Origin of the sequence: Anaeromyxobacter sp. (assembly GCA_016718565.1) — a bacterium.
GTDB lineage: Bacteria > Myxococcota > Myxococcia > Myxococcales > Anaeromyxobacteraceae > JADKCZ01.
Genome location: JADKCZ010000002.1, coordinates 530071 through 550722, shown reverse-complemented (window position 1 = coordinate 550722; position 20652 = coordinate 530071). Strand labels below are relative to the sequence as shown.

Annotated in this window: 11 protein-coding genes; 10 read left to right on the top strand and 1 reads right to left on the bottom strand. The window is 74.1% G+C overall.

All coding sequences use genetic code 11. The features are described 5' to 3' along the window. The first annotated feature begins 13 nt into the window (after positions 1-13). The 5 genes from IPO09_09300 to IPO09_09280 all read left to right on the top strand — a co-directional run bounded on the left by IPO09_09300 (position 14) and on the right by IPO09_09280 (position 4888). The gene (locus IPO09_09300) at positions 14-775 is read left to right on the top strand and encodes a cytochrome b/b6 domain-containing protein (GenBank protein MBK9517531.1); all 762 of its coding nucleotides are present in this window, start codon (positions 14-16) and stop codon (positions 773-775) included. After that, positions 747-1733 (top strand): M48 family metalloprotease, encoded by a 987-nt coding sequence (locus IPO09_09295; protein ID MBK9517530.1) that lies wholly within the window; start codon positions 747-749, stop codon positions 1731-1733. The genes IPO09_09300 and IPO09_09295 overlap by 29 nt, the downstream gene beginning before the upstream one ends. Continuing rightward, positions 1730-2305: a hypothetical protein gene (locus IPO09_09290; protein MBK9517529.1), complete on the top strand. Its 576-nt coding sequence runs from the start codon at positions 1730-1732 to the stop codon at positions 2303-2305. The genes IPO09_09295 and IPO09_09290 overlap by 4 nt, the downstream gene beginning before the upstream one ends. A gap of 68 nt (positions 2306-2373) precedes the next feature. Continuing rightward, a complete protein-coding gene (locus IPO09_09285; protein MBK9517528.1) occupies positions 2374-4182 on the top strand; it encodes a HAMP domain-containing protein in 1809 nt (602 codons plus the stop codon). A gap of 52 nt (positions 4183-4234) precedes the next feature. Next, complete coding sequence (locus tag IPO09_09280; GenBank protein ID MBK9517527.1) at positions 4235-4888, top strand: response regulator transcription factor; 654 nt, start codon at positions 4235-4237, stop codon at positions 4886-4888. An 11-nt stretch (positions 4889-4899) separates the two neighbouring features. On the opposite strand, the gene IPO09_09275 is transcribed toward IPO09_09280, so the two are convergent. Then, complete coding sequence (locus IPO09_09275) at positions 4900-5328, bottom strand: hypothetical protein (protein MBK9517526.1); 429 nt, start codon at positions 5326-5328, stop codon at positions 4900-4902. 598 nt (positions 5329-5926) lie between these two features. Between IPO09_09275 and IPO09_09270 the strand changes: the two genes are divergently transcribed. From IPO09_09270 to IPO09_09250, 5 genes are all read left to right on the top strand, one after another. Then, positions 5927-8860, top strand: coding sequence for a hypothetical protein (locus tag IPO09_09270; GenBank protein ID MBK9517525.1), 2934 nt, complete (start codon positions 5927-5929; stop codon positions 8858-8860). 2 nt (positions 8861-8862) lie between these two features. Beyond that, positions 8863-9957: a hypothetical protein gene (locus tag IPO09_09265; GenBank protein MBK9517524.1), complete on the top strand. Its 1095-nt coding sequence runs from the start codon at positions 8863-8865 to the stop codon at positions 9955-9957. Between the two features lie 126 nt (positions 9958-10083). Next, complete coding sequence (locus tag IPO09_09260; GenBank protein ID MBK9517523.1) at positions 10084-17883, top strand: CxxxxCH/CxxCH domain-containing protein; 7800 nt, start codon at positions 10084-10086, stop codon at positions 17881-17883. Next, the gene (locus IPO09_09255; protein MBK9517522.1) at positions 17880-19196 is read left to right on the top strand and encodes a hypothetical protein; all 1317 of its coding nucleotides are present in this window, start codon (positions 17880-17882) and stop codon (positions 19194-19196) included. The genes IPO09_09260 and IPO09_09255 overlap by 4 nt, the downstream gene beginning before the upstream one ends. A gap of 185 nt (positions 19197-19381) precedes the next feature. Then, the gene (locus tag IPO09_09250) at positions 19382-20641 is read left to right on the top strand and encodes a cytochrome c biogenesis protein ResB (protein MBK9517521.1); all 1260 of its coding nucleotides are present in this window, start codon (positions 19382-19384) and stop codon (positions 20639-20641) included. Positions 20642-20652: the final 11 nt, after the last annotated feature.

Genomic DNA, 20652 nt, shown 5'->3' with positions numbered 1-20652 from the left:
CCGGGAGACGACCATGGACCACGCCACCACCACCGCCCGCTCCGCCCGCCCCAGCTACTTCATCCGCTTCACGCTGCAGCAGCGCGTCGAGCACTTCATCACCATGGCGGTCTTCGCGCTGCTGTGCCTGACCGGCCTGCCGCAGAAGTTCTACCAGTCCGGCTGGGCCCACGGCCTGGTGGACCTGTTCGGCGGCATCGACCGCTCCCGCTGGATCCACCGCTTCTGCGGCGTGGTGCTGGCCATCTCCACGGTGGTCCACTTCGCCAACGCCAGCCTGGCCATGCTGTCCAAGAAGATCGGCTTCACCATGGTGCCGGATCGCAAGGACTTCGAGGACGCCATCCTCCAGCTCAAGTTCTACCTGGGCACCACCGACAAGCACCCCCACTACGACCGCTACGACTACAAGCAGAAGTTCGAGTACTGGGGGCTGGTCTTCGGCAACGTCATCATGGTGGTGACCGGGTTCGTGCTCTTCTTCCCGGTGCAGTTCGCCAGCCTGGTGCCGGGGCAGCTCATCCCGGCGGCCAAGGTGGCCCACTCCAACGAGGGGCTGATGGCCTTCTTCGTCATCACCATCTGGCACATCTTCAACGCCCACCTGAATCCCGACGTCTTCCCCTTCGACGCTTCCATGTTCACGGGTAAGATCAGCCGGGAGCGCATGGTGCACGAGCATCCGCTGGAGCTCGCCCGCATGGAGGGGCGGCTCGCAGGGGAGCCCGGCACCCACCCGCCGACCGATGAGACACCTCCCGGAGCCATGGGCTGAGATCCTGGCGCAGTTCCTGGTCCACGCGCTGGTGGCCTCCCTCTTCGTGGAGGCCCTGGCGCGGACCTGGAGCGTGCGCCACCCGGCCCAGCGCATGGGGCTGCGCCTGCTGGCGCTCTGCTACCCGCTGGTCCTCTTCCCGGCCCTGGTGCTGCTCTTCCCGGAGCGGCTGGAGGCCGGCTTCCGCGAGCAGGCGCTGCTGGCGGGTCACCGCTGGCGCGACGTCCCGCTCCTGGGCCTCGACCTCTACCGGCTCTTCGTCCTGGGCCTGGCCGGGGCGGGCCTGCTGCTCTTCCTGCTCGACCTCGGCTCCCTGGTGGCCGCGCTGCGCCGGGCCCGCCCGGTGCCGGTGAGCCCCGACCCCGCCTCGGCGGCCGCGCTGGAGGTGGCGCTGCGGCCCCTGGCCCGGCGGCCCGGGGGGGCGCCGCCGGTGGCCTTCCTCGACCGCGAGGCCGCCGTCTTCTACTGCGCCGGGGTGCGCCACCCGCGCATCTACGTGTCGCGCGGCGCGGTGGCGCTGCTCGACCCGGCCGAGCTCGGGGCCGCGCTGGCCCACGAGGCGGCCCACCTGGAGCGGCGCGACCCGGAGCGCAGCTGGGTGGTCATGGGGCTGCGCGCCCTGATGTGCTTCAACCCGACCTTCCAGGTGCAGGCGCGGGTGCTGGCCCGCGACGCCGAGCGGCGCGCCGACGAGCGCGGGGTCGAGCTAGGGGCCGACCGCCTGGCGCTGGCCAGCGGCCTCATCAAGCTGCACCGCGCCACCGGGGCCGGCGCCTCGCGGCGCACCCTGGTCTTCGGCGGCGCCCTGGCCGGGCCGCTGCGCAAGGCCCGCTCGCTGGACGTGGAGCAGCGGGCCCGGGCCCTCCTCGAGCCAGCCCCGGCCTGGCTCCCCTTCGGACGCCTCCGGCTGGCGCTGGCCGGCGCCGGCGTGACGGCCGTGCTCTACTTCGTCGTATGAGCGCCACGGTCCAGGACTCCCGGCCCACCGGGCTCGAGGCGGTGCGGATGCTGGCCGCGCTGGGCTGGGTCATGCTGGCCACCACCCTCACGCTGGCCGCCTTCGGGCAGCTGCCGGGCTGGCTGGCGGGCGCGGAGCGCGACCTGGTGACGGTGCCCACGGTGGAGGCGGCCGAGAAGCTGCTGGGCGCCCGGCTGGCGCTGCCGTCCTACTTCCCGTCGCACCTGGGCTGGCCGCCCGCCGAGGTCCGCGTGGCCGGCGGGCCGGGCGGGGCCGCCAGGCTGACCTTCCGGGAGCGGCAGGGCGGAGCGCCGGCGCTGGTGCTGCTGCAGGCCACCGCGCCGGGCGCCCCCATCCCGCCGGAGCTGGCGGCGGTGGGCAGCGAGCTGACCACAGCCCGCGCCACGGTGGGCGCGCGGCCGGCCACCCGGGCGCGCGTGCTGGTGGACGGCGTGCCCTGGGACGAGCTGCGCTGGGAGCGCGACGGCCGGGCCATGGTGCTGCGCACCCGCGGCGACGTGGGCGAGCTCCACCGCATGGCGCAGAGCGCCCACCGCCGGGGGGCGCCGTGAGCGGCGGCAGGTCCCCCCACGCCGCGGCGGGCGGGCGGCTGGGCATCCGGGTCCGGGTCTACCTGCTCATGGCCATCGGCATCTTCTTCCCGCTGGCGCTCATGGGCGGGGTGGGGTGGTTCTGGCTGCGCACCCTCGACGACCGGCTGCTCTCCAGCCGGGTGGCGGCGGTGACCGCGGTGGCGGCCCACTTCGACCAGGAGCTGAACGGCGACCTCGAGCTCCTGCAGCGGCTGGCGTCCAACGTGGGGCCGCACCTGGGGCAGGGGCAGCGCGGGGTGGAGGAGAAGGCGGTGCTGGAGGCCTTCGCCCACTTCCGTCACCGCGAGGCCATCTTCCTGCTCGACACCGCGCGCACCGTGCTGGCGGAGGCCCCGGCCGGCCGGATCTCGGCGGCGCCCAAGGCCACCCTGCCGCTGGTGGAGGAGGTGCTGCGCACCGGCCTGCCGCGCCTCTCCGGGCTGCTGGTGGACGCCCGCGGCGCCCTGGTCCACGAGCTGGTGCCGGTGCGCGACTACAGCGGCGCGGTGGTGGGGGTGGCCGGCGGCACCTTCGACCCCGGCCGCCGCGGCTTCGACCGCATGATGGCCTTGCTGCGGCGCGGCCAGACCGGCGTGGCCGAGCTGGTGGACGCCGAGGGGGTGGTCATCGCCTCCTCGGAGCCCCGCCGCACCGGCCGCCCGGCCGAGTGCGCCCCGCTGCTGGCCGAGATGATCCGCGAGAAGCGCAGCGGGACCACCCGCTCCACCGAGTGCGCCCAGGCCCCCGGCGCCCCCCGTCGCGGCCCGGAGCTCCTCACCTTCACGGCCTTGACCGGCGCGTCCTGGGGCGTGGTGGTGCGCCAGTCGCTCGACGAGGCCCTGCCCACCGAGGGCGCCATCCCCTGGCTGGCGGTGGCCGGCATCCTGGCGGGCCAGCTCGGGCTGGTCGGCCTCTTCGCCTGGGGCGCGGCCCGCAGCGTCACCCAGCCGGTGGCGGTGCTGACCGCCGAGGCCGAGCGCATCGCCTCCGGCGAGCTGGCCTGGCCCATCCCGGCGCTGGGCGAGGACGAGGTGGGGCGGCTCGGCCAGGCGCTCGACCGGATGCGCCAGGGGCTCAAGGGGCTGGTCGAGAGCGTGGAGCAGTCCAACGAGCGGCTGGAGCAGCGGGTCCGCGACCGGACCAGCGAGCTCAAGGGGGCCAACCAGCAGCTGCGCGAGCGCGAGCTGATGCGGGCCGACCTGCTGCGCAAGGTGATCACCGCCCAGGAGGACGAGCGCAAGCGGGTGGCCCGCGAGCTGCACGACGAGACCACCCAGTCGCTGGCGGTGCTGCTGATGCGCATCGAGCGCTCGCAGGAGGCCATCCGGGCCGGGCAGGACCCCGGGCTGGAGGAGGTCAAGGTGCTGGCCACCTGGGTGCTCGACGACGTGCACCGGCTCATCCTCGACCTGCGCCCCTCGGTGCTCGACGACCTGGGCCTGCTCTCGGCCATCCGCTGGTACGCCCAGCGCACCCTGCAGGAGCGCGGGGTGGCGGTGCGCTTCGAGTTCTCCGAGCTGGGCCGCCTGCCGCCCGAGCTGGAGACGGCCCTGTTCCGCATGTGCCAGGAGACCATGAGCAACATCGCCCGGCACGCCCAGGCCACCCAGGTGCTCATCGAGGCCAGCCTGGAGGCCGGCCGGATCCACGTGACCATCGAGGACGACGGCAAGGGCTTCGATCAGGCCGAGGTGGCCAGCCGCCCCGGGCGACCGCACTGGGGGCTGCTCGGCATCGCCGAGCGCGCCGAGCTGCTGGGCGGCAAGGCCCACATCGACTCCAGCCCGGGCGCCGGCACCCGGGTCGACGTCCAGATCCCCATCCCGCAGGTCCCGCAGCCCCAGGAGGCCACGTGAAGACGCCCCGCGGCCCCGTCACCGCCGCCGCCGCCGGCCGGAGGACCACCCCGTGAGCAAGATCCGCATCCTCATCGTGGACGACCACGCCATCCTGCGCGAGGGCGTGCGCGCCCTGCTGGGCGCCCAGCCCGACCTGGAGGTGGTGGGCGAGGCCTCGGACGGCCAGGCCGCCATCGTGGAGGTGGAGCGGCTCGACCCCGACGTGGTCCTGATGGACATCGCCATGCCCGGGCTGGGCGGCATCGAGACCACCATCGAGCTGAAGAAGCAGGGGCGCCGGGCCAAGGTGCTCATCCTCTCGCAGTACGAGGACCGGGAGTACGTGCGGCGCCTCCTCAAGGCGGGCGTCTCCGGCTACGTGCTCAAGAAGAGCGCCGGCGCGGAGCTGGCCGGCGCCATCCGGGCGGTCCACCGCGGCGGGCTGGTGCTCGACCCCGAGGTGGCGCGGGTGGCCATGTCCGAGGCCGGGCCGGCCTCGGCCGGCGGGGCCGATCCCTACGAGTCGCTCACCGACCGCGAGAAGCAGGTGCTCAAGCTGGTGGCCGAGGCCAAGAGCAACAAGGAGGTGGCCGAGGTGCTGGGCATCAGCGTCAAGACCGCCATGAGCCACCGCGAGCACGTCATGGAGAAGCTGGGCGTGCACAACCGCACCGAGCTGGTGCGCTTCGCCATCAAGCGCGGCGTGATCCGGGTGGACGAGTAGGGGAGGGGCGCCTAGGACCGCTTCTCCTCGATCTCCTGGCGCAGCCGCTCCAGCTCCGGGGTCGCCGCGCCGGGCTCGGCCTGGCCGGCCGCGGCGTCCTTCTCGTCGCCCTCGGCGCCGGTCAGGTAGGCGGCGCCCGTGGCGACGTCCGGTGAGACCGCGGCGGCCAGGTCCGACGCGCCCTCGGCCGCCCGGCCGGTGAGGCGGCGCAGCAGCCCGAGCCCGAGGGAGGCCACGCCGGCGACGGGCAGGACCACCACGTAGGCCAGCCCCAGCAGCGGCGTGGCCAGCAGCGCCAGCGCGGTGGGCACCCGGTGGTAGGGGCCCGGGCCGGCCGGCAGCCGGTCACCGTCCGCGGCCACGGGAACCATCGTCCAGCGGGCGGCGTCGAAGTAGGTGCCGCTCGGCACTGCCTGGTTGGCTGCGAAGGTGGTCGTCATGGTGTCTCCCCTTTCTGACGACAATCTCCCGCAATCCGCGGGCGGGCGATATTGGGCCGAGTACCCAGTCCGGCGGCTTTGACTCCGCGGGCAGGAGGGGGCGGCCGTCCGAGGCCGGGAGGGGGGAGTTGAGCGGGGGGCCGCGGGGCGGTGCCGGAGGCGGCGGGGGGAGAACGCCGGAGCATGTATGGGTTAGCCCGAAGGAATGTATTCCGAGGCGCCGCCAGGAGGTGACACCGGCGGGGCCAGGTCGTCGGCTGGGGGAAGGGAATGGGCGAAAACACTCCCGGATGGGTGATAGGACCCAGGTCCCTTGTGTGCGGGTGTGGGACCTTTCCCCACGGAGGTGAAAAAACTCGTCAAAACCGGCCTGAGTCGGAGGTGCGCCAGGGTACCAGGGTGTCCGCCCCAGAGGGGACAGGAGGCCCAGCCCTTGCACATGGCCCCCGCCATGACGCTCAGGCCATTCGTGTACGCCACGTTCGTGCTGCTCGCAGGGCTCGTTCCCGTCGCCGGAAGGGCGGGGGCCCCTCCCATCATCCAGGCGCCCGGCGTGACGGTCTCGCCAGGGGCCTGCTCCGGGTCGCTGGCGTCCCGGATGTGCCTCGAGGTCCCGGCCTCCAGCAAGGTCTTCCTGACCTGCACCGCCGCAAAGGGGCGCGACGGCCTGATTGCGCCGGCCTCGCTGGTCAGCGCCTTCCGCTTCGCCGTCACCGGCGGCGTCCTGGCGGCCCCCGAGGTGGCGGTGTCGCCGGCGGCCCTGCAGTCGGGCAGCGTCGAGTGGACCACCCCGGCCGAGGGCGGCGCCACCGCCTCCTGCTGGGCGGTGGCCGGGGTCGACGTCTCGGCCCCCTCCCACGTCGCCGTGGCCGTCGTCCCGGCCCCCCCGGCCCCGGCCCTGAGCGGCCTGGCCGCGCCGGAGGGCCAGGTCCTGGTCAACGCCAAGCTGGCCTTCGCCGTCACCGCGGTGGACCCGGCCGGCGGTGAGCTGACCTACCTCTGGGAGACCTCGGCCGGCGCCTTCACCGGCCAGGGCACCCCGGCCATCGCCTGGGTGGCCCCCGCCACCGCCGGCAACGCCGTCATCAAGGTCACGGTCACCTCCAGCAGCGGCGGCGTGGCCGTCGATCAGGTCAACGTGGCCGTGGCCAACTCCCTGTTCCAGGGCGGCCTCTCCACCCAGCTCCGCAAGCCCCGCCGCGTCGCCGCCGCCCCCACGGGCGAGCTGGCCGTGGCCGACGGCGTCGGCCGGCTGCACCTCCTCACCCGGCTGGGCGGCCTGCGCGCCGTCCGCGACCTCGACGAGGGGGTGGTGACGGTGACCGGCGCCCCGGGCGCCTTCTACGCCTCCACCACCAAGGGCAACATCCTCAAGCTCGACGTCCACTCCGGCAAGGTGCTGTCCCGCTACAAGCTCGGGCTGGCCGAGGGCCCCACCGGCCTGGCCTGGGACGCCGCCCACGAGCTGCTCTGGATGACCCACCGCGCCGCGGGCGTGGTGCAGGCCATCCGGACCGACGGCTCGACCGCCGCGCTCTTCACGACGGCCGGCGCCGCCCGCCTGAACGACGTGTACGACGTGGCCGTGGACGCCTCCACCGGCCTGGTCTGGGTCACCCAGGACGCCAGCTCCACCGGCGCCCTGGCGCACGCCTTCCAGGCCGACGGCACCTACGTCCGCTCCATCGGCGGCGGCCAGGTGCTGCTGGCCGGCGGCATCGCGGCGGCCGGCGGCAAGGTCTACCTGGCCGACGCCTTCGCCGGGCAGGTGCAGGTCCTCACCTCCGAGGGGGCCAACGTCGGCGCGGTCGGCAGCTTCGGCACGGGCCCCGGTCAGCTCCGCCAGCCGGCCGGCATGGCGCTCCTCTCCAACGGCGACCTGCTGGTGGCCAACTACGACGTCGGCCGGCTCGACCGGTTCGGCGACGGCACGGCCCTGGCGGGCTGCGCCGGCGACACCGACTGCGACGGCCTGACCGACGCCGCCGAGGCGGCCGCCGGCCTCGACGCCGCCGACTCCACCGACGCCCTGGCCGACGCCGACCAGGACGGCCTCTCCAACCAGGACGAGGTGGCCCTGGGCACCAAGGTCTTCCTGGCCGACAGCGACGGCGACGGCCTGCGCGACGGCGACGAGCTGCTGGCCGGCTACGACCCGCTCGACGCCGGCGACCACGCCGCCTCGCTGGTGGCCTCCGCCCCGGCCCGCACCGAGCCCGGCCAGGTCAAGGTGACCGGCGTCTTCGTGGGCTCCGGCACCTGCACCGCCACCTGGAAGCAGGTGGACGGCCCGGCCGTGACCCTGAGCGGCGCCGCCACCACCTCCCCCACCTTCGTGGCCCGCGCCGCCGGCACCTACGCCCTGGAGGGCGTGGCCGCCTGCACCAAGCTCGGCCCGGTGGTCACCAGCCCGCCCTCGCGCGTCGAGGTGGTGGTCCAGAACGCCGTGCCCTTCGCCGACGCCGGCCGCGTGGCGGTGGTGTCGCCGGGCGACCGGGTCAACCTCTCGGCCGCCCGCTCCACCGACGCCAACGGCGACCGGCTGAGCTTCTCCTGGGAGCAGACGGCCGGCCCGGCCGCCGCCGCGCTCGCCAAGGGGGCCACCTACTCGGTCCAGCCGCTCGGCGCCGGCTACCACGCCTTCAAGCTGGCGGCCCGCGACGCCGGCGGCGCCGTCGGCGAGGCCGAGGTGCCGGTCATCGTGGTCGAGCCCTTCGTCAACGTGCCGACCGCCCTGGCCGTCTCCACGGTGCTGACCGGCCAGGTCGGCGCCCCCGTGGCGCTCGAGGTGGTCTCCACCTTCGGCACCACCTTCTCCTGGGAGCAGGTCTCCGGCCCGCAGGCCTCCGGCCTCGACGCCGCGGCCGCCGCCACCACCTTCACCCCCACCGCCCCCGGCCGCCACGTCTTCCGGGTGACCGCCTGGAACGGCGGCCTCCGCTCCGCCCCCGAGACCGTGCAGGTCTACGTGGCCGAGGCGGGCGCGGCCCTGCCCGAGGCCATGGCCTCGGCCCCGGCCAAGGCCAGCGTGGGCGCCGCGGTGGCGCTCGACGGCGGGGCCAGCGCGGCCGGCGCCGGCGGCGCGCTCTCCTACCGCTGGCGCCAGGTCTCCGGCCCCGCGGCCGGCCTGACCAACGGCGACCGGTCCGCCGCCACCGTGGTGGCCTTCGCCCCCGGCTTCGTCGAGTTCGAGCTCCAGGTCACCGAGGCCGGCGTGGCCGGCGTGCCGGTGCGGGTCGGCTTCGAGGCCCTCACCGCCGGCCGCCCGCTGCCGCTGGCCCGCCCGTCCGTCCAGCCCTCGGCCATCGTCGGCGAGCTGGTCCGCCTGGACGGCCTGCGCAGCAGCGGGGCCAGGAGCTTCCGCTGGACGCAGGTGGCCGGCCCCTGGGTGCAGCTCAGGACCAACCTGGCCACCCCCACCTTCGTGCCGCCGGCCGCCGGCCAGTACGTGTTCGAGCTCGAGGTCGACGACGGCGTCGCCCGGAGCAGGCCGCAGCAGGTCTCCGTCCTCGTGACTGGTGAGGAGTACTAGACATGCGCATCACCCGGGTCCTCTTCATCGCCCTGCTCGCCCTCGCCGCGCCGCGGCTCGCCGCCGCCACCGACGCGCCGCACGACCAGTCCATCCGGCCGAACGGCTGCGCCGAGTGCCACCAGCTGCACAACGCGGTCGGCACCTCGCTCACCAGCCAGGTGACCATCACCGAGGCCTGCGTGGCCTGCCACGCCTCCTACGGCGGCGCCAACCACCGGCTCGGCTTCGGCTGGACCTCCGCCGACCAGGCCGTGGCCGGCGTCAGCGGCGCGCACCACCGCTGGGACGCCACCGCCGTCAACGCCACCGTGGGCACGGTGCTGCCGGGCGACCCGCAGATGCGGCTGCGCGTCATCGCCGGCCGGCTCGAGTGCTCGGTCTGCCACAACCAGCACATGGCCAACAAGTCCTTCGCCCCCAACAAGCTGCACACCTCCATCGCCCTCAACGACCCCCGGCCGCAGCAGAACCCCGCCACCACCGGCACGGGCTTCCTGACGCTGGTCACGGCCACCAGCGCCGCCGAGGCCAAGGGCTACCGGGTCCGCATCGTCTCCCCCACCACCCTGGCCATCTCGCACGACGGCGGCCTCAGCTGGTTCCGCGGCTCCCTGGCCACCGGCGGCACCTGGACGCCCGACGCGGCCACCCCGGTGGGCGGCCCCTTCACGGCCGGCACGACCATGACCCTCGACGACCCGGCCATCTCCATCCGCATCTCGGCCGGCTGGCAGGTCGGAGACTTCTGGAACTTCTACGTGTCCTACCCGATGCTGCGCGCCCCCAACGGCGCCGGCGAGCAGTGCCTCACCTGCCACCAGGACCGCGCCCAGAGCCACCTGGACCAGGAGTCCGGCTGGACGCCCACCAGGGTCTTCAGCCACCCCGTCGGCCAGATGCTCGGCGACAACGGCGGCGGCTACGACCGGACCGCCGCCACCGTGCTCGACGCCGACGGAGGCGTGCAGGGCGCCAGCGGCGACACCAACCCCTCGAACGACCTGGGCATCGGCGTGGGCGGGGTGGTGGGCTGCACCGCCTGCCACGCGCCGCACAACGCCGACTCCAACTCGCTCACCGCGGATCCCCGGTAGCACCCCCGCCCCCCTCGCCCTCGAATGTCCTCGACCAAGCCGGAGCCCGGACTCGTGACCACCAAGATGTCCGCCCCTTGCCTCGCTGGACGCCCGAACCGCACCCAGGTCTCAGGAGCCTCCCCCATGAACGTCTCCTCGCTGTCTGCCCGCGACACCGCCCGCACCGGGGCCTCCGCCACGGTCCGGCTCGCCAGGCTCGGCCTGGCCGCGGCGCTGCTGCTCGCCCTGCCGGTGCTGGCCCAGGCGCAGACCTTCACGGTCTCGCAGCCCGGCGCGGTGGTCGGTGAGGTGGCCAGCACGCTGACCCCGGGCGGCCCCAAGGTGGCGCTCAACCACTTCCAGGTGGTCTCCACCGGCACCAGCACGGTGAGCAGCTTCTCGGTGACCATGCCGGCCGGCTCGGCGGCGCTGCTCAGCAGCATCAGCATCGAGAACTCCTCGGCCTGCAACCAGCCCACCCCGTACGGCACCCTGCTGACCCCGGCCACCGACGTGGCCGTGGTGGCCGTGACCGGCCTCTCGGTGACCACCACCGTCACGCCGCTGTGGGTCTGTATCCGGCCCCGGGCCCACACCGCCATGGCGGTGCCGCCCGGCGGCACCGTCGCCGTGACCGGCCGCATCTCCGCCTCCACCGTGGCCGTCGGCACCGTGGCCGCCTCCACCGACGTGGCCGGCCTGGCCCGCACCATCGACAACACCTCGCCCCTGGCCCCGGTCCTCGGCGCCGTCACCGTCGGCGACCAGCGCGTCAACCTCACCTGGACCAACCCGGTCGCCGACTTCTACGAGGTGCTGGTCCTGCAGCGGTCCGGCACGGCCGTCACCGACGTGCCCGTGGAGGGCGTGGAGTACGCGCCCTTCACCTGGACCGGCTCGGCGTACATCCCCACCCTCATCGGCAGCTCCACCGTCATCTACGCCGGCAGCGCCACCGCCTTCGCGGCCACTGGCCTCACCAACACCACCGGCGTCTACCACTTCCGCATCTTCGCCCGGGACTTGGCTGGCAACTGGTCGGCCACCGGCCCCGTCACCGGCCCCCACACCCCGCTGGCCTCCACCGTCACCACGGTCGGCCCCGGCACCGAGTCGGCCGCCTCCTCCCGCTTCCCGGGCGGCCTCATCGCCGATCTCGACGCCTTCACCCTGGTCTCCGGCGGCACGTCCGACACCCTCACCGCCGCCACCGTGACCCTGAGCCCTGCCAACGCCTACAGCGTGGTCGGCACCGTCGCCATCACCAGCAACGACGGCTCCGTCACCTACGGCACGGTCACCAACCCGACCTCCAACTCGGTGCCCTTCACCTTCACCACGCCGGCCCTGGTGGCCACCACCACCGCCACCCAGTACCGCGTCCGCATCACCCCGCGGCTCCACTCCGCCATGCCGGGCGTGCCCGGCGCCCAGTACGCCGTCCAGGGCGTGGTCTCCTCGATCACCTGCACCAAGCCGACCGTGCTGAGCGACACCAACCTCTCCTCGGTGGTCACCATCGACAACGCCTCGCCCGGCAACGGCGCCTGGGGCACCACCAGCCCCGGCAGCACCACCGCCACGCTCAACTGGACCAACCCGGCCCTCGACTACGCCAACACCGTCATCCTGCGGAGCGCCGCCCCCATCACCGACGCGCCGGCCGAGGGCAGCACCCCGGCCCTGAACGCCCCCGTCGGCGCCAGCTTCGTGGCCTACACCGGCACCGCGCTCACCACCACCGTCACCGGCCTGAGCAACGGCACGCCTTACTACTTCAAGCACTTCGCCCGCGACGCCGCCGGCAACTACGCCCCCGGCGTGCAGGTCGGCCCGCTCATCCCGGGCGCCGGCACCACCACCATCGGCAGCACCGCGGCCGGCACGCTGGTGCCGGTGATCTCCGTCGTCAACCCGGCGCCCGGGGCGCGCGTCGCGCCCGGCCCCACCGCGCTCTTCCCCGACTACCGCGGCTTCAAGGTGCAGGTGCGGGTCACCAGCCCGTCCAACGCCACCACCCCGGCCACCCCCATCACCGCGGTGGTGGTGCGGCTGAACGGCGCCAACCAGGCGCCGCCCGCGGTCCTGAGCACCAAGTACGGCTCGACCACCCTGGGCGGCATCTGGGAGCACACCCTCACGCTGGCCGCCGGCACCTACACCATCGACGCCCTGGCCACCAACGGCTCCGGCACGGTCACCTCCAGCCCCGTCTCGGTGACGGTCCAGGCCCTGGGCGTCAAGGGCGACGGCAACCTGCTGGTGCGCGACAACTCGGCCAGCCTCTGCACCGACTGCCACGCCATCGCCACCCACTCGTCCGAGTCGGTGGGCAGCAGCTACGGCTCCTGGTCCACCTCCTGCCGCGACTGCCACACGCCGCACGGCACCAACAACCTCTACCTGGTGGCCCCGCAGATCACCGCCGCGCCCCGCGGCGCCAGCGCCGCCACGGCCCCGCGGTCGGTGGCCTTCTCCGACACCCGCGCCCTGGGCACCGGCGACCTCACCACGGCGCGCGCCACCGCCAGCTACGTCAACACCGACGCCTCCGGCCCTTGCCAGGTCTGCCACACCCTCACCAAGTACTACCGGGCCGACGGCTCGTCGCCCAGCGGCCCCGGGCACCAGACCGGCACCCGCTGCACCAGCTGCCACGGCCACACCGCCGGCATGGCCATCAACTGCACCCAGTGCCACGGCGACGCGCTGCGCGTGGCCACGCCGGGCCTGGTCACCGACCCGCGCCTCACCGCCGCCCCCCCGCGCGGCTCCGGCGGCGAGCTCGCCACCACCACCCGCGCCGTCGGCGCCCATCAGGCCCACCTGAACGCGGCCCGCTGGCGCACCAACCCGCTCGGCTGCGTCGACTGCCACCCGGCCAACAACAGCCACGAGGGCCTCCCGGTCGAGATGGCCTGGAGCCCGCTCGCCAGCGGCCTCACCGCCGCCGTGCCGCTCACCCCGAGCTTCGACGGCACCAGCTGCTCCTCCACCTGGTGCCACGGCGCCGGCCTGAGGGCGGGCGCCAGCATCACCCCGCCGGTCTGGACCGGCGGCCCGACCCAGGCCAACTGCGGCACCTGCCACGGCTCCCCGCCGCCGTCCCCGCACCCCGGCGCGCCCGCCGGCTGCGCCGTCTGCCACGCCGGCTACGAGACCACCGGCCTGACGGTGGCCGCCCGCAACACCCACATCGACGGCCGCCTCCAGGTGCCGTCGCTCACCTCCTGCACCGCCTGCCACGGCACCGCCGGCCGCCCCATCGCCGTAGGCCTGGTCGGCACCGACCCGCAGATCGAGGTGGCCCCGCCCATCAGCGCCTCCGGCTCCACCGCGCCCGAGGCCCACATGGCGCACATCAACCTGCGCAGCGTGCCGGTCGGCTGCATCGACTGCCACCCGACGATGCCGTTCCCCGGTGATCCGAGCCACCCGGACGGCACCCGCGTCATCTCGCTCTCCTCCAGCGCCCTCGGCAACCAGGGCGGCGCCATCGCCACCTACTCGGGCTACCCGGGCGGCACCTGCGCCAGCACCTACTGCCACGGCGGCACCTTCTCGGCCGCCACCAAGGGCAGCAACACCGCCCCGGTCTGGACCGACGTGCTGACCTGCGGCTCCTGCCACGGCGCCCCGCCGGCCGACCCGCGCCACCGCTCGGTGGCGGCCCTGACCGAGTGCATCGTGTGCCACGACCAGACGGTCACCGCGGCCGGCGGCATCAACGTGGCCGCCAGCATGCACGTGGACGGCTCGGTCCAGACCAACATCCAGGACTACGGCTGCGAGGGCTGCCACGGCACGCCCAACCTCGTGAACGGCGGGAACGGCGTCCCGTGGTTCGAGTCCGCTCCGCCTGCCGACGCCAGCGGCGCCTCGGCCACCAGCGCGGTGAGCGTCGGCACCCACCGGGTCCACGTCAACGGCACCCGCTCCCGCACCGTGGAGTGCCTGGAGTGCCACACCGGCTCCGAGGCCTTCGAGCCCTACAGCGAGAACCCGGTCTCCATGTGGACCCACGCCGACGGCCTGGTCGACCTGCGCTTCGGCCCCGAGGCCCTGGGCTTCCGCGCGCAGCAGGGCGGCCGGACCGCCGACTACGTGCGCAACAGCGCCACCAGCGCCACCTGCTCCTCCACCTACTGCCACGGCACCGGCGCGCCCTCCTGGACCGCGGTCGGCACGCTGGGCTGCACCGCCTGCCACGCCTCCCCGCCGGCCCTGCCGCACCCGGCCAGCACCGCCTGCGGCACCTGCCACACCGGCTACACCGCCACCACCATCCCGGCCACCGCCAGCCTGACCCACGTGGACGGTCACCCGGACACCTCGTCCATCGGCTGCACCTCCTGCCACGGCGCGATCGCCTCCAACCCGGGCGCCACCTCCAGCACGCCGCTCCTGGCCGCCCCGGGCGTCTCGCCCACCGCCTTCGACCTCTCCGGCACCACCCCCATCGTGCCGACCACCGTCACCTACGGCGCCCACGCCGCGCACCTCAACCAGGCCACCTTCACCACCGCCCCCATCGCCTGCGCCAGCTGCCACGCGGTGCCGCTGGACGGCAACATCCTGCACGGCACCGACACCGGCACCGGCGGCGCGCGCGCCACCGTCACCTGGAGCCAGCTGGCCACCGGCACCGTGCCGGTGCAGGCCCCGCCCGTGGCGGAGCTGAGCGCCAAGGGGAAGGGCCCCGTCACCGCGGCCGCCGTGGGCGGCTCGGGCGGCCCCGCCACCACCGACGCCCTCTGGTCCTTCGCCGCCGTGCCGAGCTACAGCCGCACCGGCGCCGTCGGCTGCACCGCCACCTACTGCCACGGTGAGTTCCGCAACGGCCAGATCGGCAAGACCGTGGTCTGGGCCACCGACATCACCCTGAACTGCAACTCCTGCCACGGCACCGTGGGCGCCGCCATGCCGGCCACGCTGCCCGGCGGCACCCACCCCACCGGCAACGTCAACTGCGGCGTCTGCCACACCGGCTACACCGGCACGACCGCGAACCTGGCGGTGCACATCAACGGCTCCATGGATGTGACCGTCGTCGCCGGCTGCGCGTCCTGCCACGGCACGGCTGGGCGGGTCTCGGTGACGGGGACCTTCGGCCCGGTGAACACGGCCAACAACCTGCTGGCGGTGCCGCCCAACGACACGCTGTCCGCCGCCACCGGCGTCCGCGTCGGCCCGCACATCTCGCACGCGGTGCCGCAGACGCCGGCCCAGCAGATCTACAAGCCGGTCCTCTGCTCGGAGTGCCACGGCGTCGCGGTGAACAGCTACACCAGCGGCCACGGCAACTCGGTGACCGACCTCACCTTCGCCAACGCCACCGCGGCCAACCTGGGCGGGATCATCCCGGGCTTCGTGCAGAACACGGCGCCCACGGCGGACACCTGCACCACCTACTGCCACGGCGCCTCGTTCACGGTGGCGCAGCGCGGCGTGACCACCACCTGGTCGTGGAACACCGGCGTGGCGGTGGCGTGCAACTCCTGCCACGCCTCGCCCCCGACCGACCCGGTCCACACCTCGGTGCCGAAGCCCTCGGCGGCCACGGTGTGCGTGGCCTGCCACGCCTCGGTGGTGAACGCGGGCGGCACCATCGTCTTCACCGGCACCGGCGCCGCGGCCACCACGCTGCACATCGACGGGACGCGGCAGACCAGCACCGCCACCTGCTACAGCTGCCACGGCACGCTGGCGGCCGGCAACGCGGCGCCGCCGGTGGCCACCAACGGCAACACGCTGACCACGCAGCCGAAGGTGGGCGCTCACCAGCGCCACCTGGTCGGCGTCCGACTGCGCGGCACGGCCATCGCCTGCGGCGAGTGCCACACGGTGCCGACGCTGATGAACCACGCCACCGGGTCGCCGAACGTGGCCTGGGGCGCGCTCAGCACCAACGGCGGCCTGGTGCCGACCCCTGCGGCCGGCGCAGTCGCCGCGGCCTGGGAGACGACGCCGACGTGCACCAACTACTGCCACGGGCAGGAGTGGGCGGCCAACGCGACCTACCGCGGTGCGGTGACGGCGCCGAGCTGGACGGGGACGGCTGCGCAGGCGGCCTGCAACTCCTGCCACCTGGCCCCGCCGACCTCGGCCATCCACCCGGTGCCGTACCCGACCACCACCAACTGCTCGAGCTGCCACGCCGGGTACAACTGCGTCACGTCGAACCTGGCGGCCTGCACGGTGAACCTGACCACCCACCTGAACGGGGTGCCTGACTCCAGCGGCGGGACGTGCTCGTCCTGCCACGGCACGGCTGGCCGGGTCTCGGTGACGGGCACCTTCGGCCCGGTGAACACGGCCAACAACCTGCTGGCGGTGCCGCCCAACGACACGGCGGCGGCGGCCACCGGGGTGAGGGTGGGTCCGCACCTCTCGCACGCGGTGCCGCAGACGCCGGCCCAGCAGATCTACAAGCCGGTGCTCTGCTCGGAGTGCCACGGCCTCGCGGTGAACAGCTACACCAGCGGCCACACCAACTCGGCCACCGATCTCACCTTCGCCAACGCCACCGCGGCCAACCTGGGCGGGATCATCCCGGGCATCGTGCAGAACACGGCGCCCACGGCGGACACCTGCACCACCTACTGCCACGGCGCCTCCTTCACGGTGGCGCAGCAGGGCGTGACGACCACCTGGTCGTGGAACACCGGCGTGGCGGTGGCGTGCAACTCCTGCCACGCCTCGCCCCCGACCGACCCGGTCCACACCTCGGTGCCGAAGCCCTCGGCGGCGACGGTCTGCGTGGCCTGCCACGCCTCGGTGGTGAACGCGGGCGGCACCATCGTCTTCACGGGCACGGGCGTCGCGGCCACCACGCTGCACATCGACGGGACGCGGCAGACCAGCACCGCCACCTGCTACAGCTGCCACGGCACGCTGGCGGCGGGGAACGCGGCGCCGCCGGTGGCGACCAACGGCAACACGCTGACGACGCAGCCCAAGGTGGGCGCGCACCAGAAGCACCTGACCGGGACGGCCCTGCGCAGCACGCGGGTCGTCTGCGGCGACTGCCACACGGTGCCGGCGCTGATGAACCACGCCACCGGGTCGCCGAACGTGGCCTGGAGCGCGCTGGCCACCACCGGCGGCGTCATCCCGACGCCGGCTGCTGGCGCGGTGGCGGCGGCCTGGGAGACCACGCCGACCTGCACCAACTACTGCCACGGCGCCAAGTGGGCGGCCAACGCCAACTACCTGGGCGCCACGCCGGCGCCGACCTGGACCGGGACGGCTGCGATGGTGGCCTGTGACGACTGCCACCGGGCGCCGCCCACCAGCTCGGCGCACGTGGGGGTGACGTCCACCAAGAACTGCCAGGACTGCCACCCGGGCTACAACTGCACCACCGGGAGCATGGCGACCTGCACGGTGAACGCGGCCAACCACATCAACGGCGCCTACGAGCCGGCGGTGATGACCTGCTCGAGCTGCCACGGGTCGGTCACCAACTTCGCCCCGCCGCTGGCGACCAACGGCTCGACCACCGGCGTGAAGGTGGGCGGGCACCAGGCGCACCTGGTGGGCACCACGCAGCGCGCCACGGCCATGGCCTGCGGCGACTGCCACACCGTGCCGACCCTGCAGACCCACTCCAACGCGGTGGTGGGCTTCACCTGGAACGCGCTGGCCACCACCGGCTCGCTGGTCCCGACGCCGTCGGCGGCCACAGGCCTGGGCGCGGCGACCACGCCGACCCTGACCACCTGGGAGGCCACGCCGACCTGCACCAACTACTGCCACGGGCAGAAGTGGGCGGCCGACGCGGTCTACCGCGGCACCATCACGGCGCCGAACTGGAACAGCGGCGTGACGCAGCAGGCCTGCGGCACCTGCCACCGGGTGCCCCGAACAACACCAACCACACGGCGGCCAACGCCGGGACCCAGAACTGCAGCGCCTGCCACACCGGCTACGCCTGCCTGGTGACCAACCTGGCGGCCTGCACGGTGAACAAGACCATCCACATCAACGGGGTGGGGGAGGCGACCGGCGGGTCCTGCATCGTCTGCCACGCCACGACGGCGGGGGCGCGGCGGCCCATCGTGCCGGAGTTCGCCCTGGCCTGGTCGCACAAGCGGTCGGCCGCCGGCGCGGTGACCAACTTCGACTGCGCCGTCTGCCACATGGAGGGTGACCCGACCACCGGCAACGCTGTGTCGGGCGTCCACCAGAACGGTGTCATCAACCTGCGCGACCCGGATCTCGGGACCGAGATCGTCAACGTGACCTACACGGCCGCGACGGCCACCACCCCGGGCAGCTACGGCGTGGGGACCGGCGTGCTGAACATGGTCGACTTCAGCCGCAACCTCGCGAGCAACGTGCTCGAGCCGGCGGTGCAGGCCATCATGGTGAACCAGTGCCTCAAGTGCCACGACGCCAACGGCGCCAACAGCGCGCTGGCGCGGGTGCCGGGCGGGACGGCGCAGAAGCCGTTCAACACCACCATCTCGGGCGCGGCCTACACCGGCGCGGGCATGACGGCGGGCGGCATCCTGGGCGGCGTGGTGGACGTGGCGGCCTCCTTCGCCACCACCAACTCGTCGTACCACCCGGTCCTGGGCCAGCAGAACAACTCCTTCGTCGGCAACCTGCGCATGCAGCCGCCGTGGAACACGCGCAGCCCGGCCAAGACCCCCGGCACCATCGGCACGGTCGCCTCCTACGGCTTCCTGATCTCGTGCTGGGACTGCCACGCGCCGCTCGGCACCACCAGCGCCACCACCCTGACCGCCACGGTCACGGCCCACGGCGGCGCCACCACGCTGCGCCAGGCCGGCTGGACGGTGAACGCCACCAACATCTGCACCGTCTGCCACCTGGTGGTCCCGCTGGTGGGCGCCACCACCAACTCGCACGGCGTGGGCTCGGCCTTCTCCGGCGGCGGCAACAGCGGCCCCGGCGGCATCGCCCGCACCTCCTGCTGGCGCTGCCACGGCAGCCTCAACACCGGCAAGCCGGCCCGGCCCATCTCGGCCCAGGACGTCCACGGCTTCAACGCCATGTCGCCCAGCCTGGGCACCGACACGCTGTGGCCGGTGGGCGGCACCAACACCTACCGCCCCTTCGGCTTCATGCGCAGCGCCGGGGCCAGCGGCATGTGGGTGACCACCAGCTGGAAGCCGCTGTCCGGGCCCAGCGTCCCGGCGGGCACCGCCACCTGCGGCGGCACCGCCGCCCTGGGCGCCGGCTGCTCGAACAACGACCACCTCGGCTACACCCCGGGCGGCGTCTACTAGCCGCGGCGGGACCAGGCGGTCGAGGCACCTGCGCGCCGCACCCTGGCTCCGGCCAGGGGCGGCGCGCTGCTTCGTGGCGAGCGGGCGAACCGCTCCACCCGAGCCGGCCGAGCGCCTGTCCAGCGGAGGCGGGGCCCTGGAGGGCCCAGACGGGGCGACGCGCTGGTATGATGAACGGACCACTCATGACGCCCGAAGACCCCACCGCCCCGGCCTCGCCGGCGGCGGCCGAGCCGACCGCAGCGCAGGCCGACCCGACGCAGCCCGCCGCACCAGCCGCCGCACCAGCCATTGGTCCAGCCACTGGTCCAGCCACTGGTCCAGCCGCGGGACCTGCCGCCCCGCCCCCCGCCGCCGCGCCGCCCGGGCGACGGCCGCCGAGCCTGGCCCAGCGGGCCTACGGCCTGCTGACGTCGCCGAAGCTGGCCATCGGCATCCTGGTGGTGGTGCTGGGGTGCTGCGTGGTCGGGGTGACGGTCTACCGGGAGGCGGCGGCCGGGGAGGTGATCTTCTCGACGCTCTGGTTCAACGGGCTCCTGGTGCTCCTGGCGGTGAGCTCGGCGGCGGCGTTCTTCAGCCGGATCTGGAAGCGCAAGGCCTCGCTGGTGCAGGCCGGGATGATCATCTTCCACCTGAGCTTCCTGGCGGTGCTGGGGGGCGTGGTGGTCAACAGCCTCTTCCACTTCAAGGGCGTCCTCAGGCTGACCGAGGGCGAGACCCTGCCCAACGGGCAGGCCGAGAGCTACGACCAGGTGGAGTACGGGCGGTTCTTCGACCCCGCCTGGCTCACCGGCGAGACCACGCTGGTGAAGATGCACACCGGCTACAAGGTGGACGGCGACGACAAGCGGGCCGCCTACGAGATCGCGGTGGGCGAGCCGGGCGACACCACCACCGGGGTCATCTACGTGACCCGCGACCTCGAGCACGACGGGGTGCGCTACCTCTGCTCCAAGGAGGGCTACTCGGTGCTGGTGGTCATGACCGACCCGGACGGCAAGGACCTCTACGGCGTGCACGTGCCGCTGCAGAGCTACCGGCAGGCCGACGGCAGTTACCTGTACGCGGCGGGGACGCAGGTGGAGGCGGCGGCGTTCGAGTACCCACAGCCGCCCGAGCACCCCCGCGGCACCCTGCGGGTGGGCTACTGGCCCGGGGTGGAGCCGCGCAGCGGCCAGGTCAGCCTGGAGCTGCGCCCCCACGGGCCGGCCGGGGTGCTGGCGGCCGAGAAGAAGGCGCTCTTGCCGGTGGGCGGGCTGCTCGACCTCGGCGACTTCAAGCTCTCGCCCAGGGAGATTCGCTACTGGGTCGGCATGGACGTGCGCTATGACCCAGGCCTCAACACCAGCCTGGCCGGCCTCTGCTTCGGGCTGCTGGGCATGGTGCTCACCTTCGCCGGCCGGCTGCGGCAGGGTGGGGCGAAGCGGCGGGCGGCACAGGGCTGACACACCGGCGC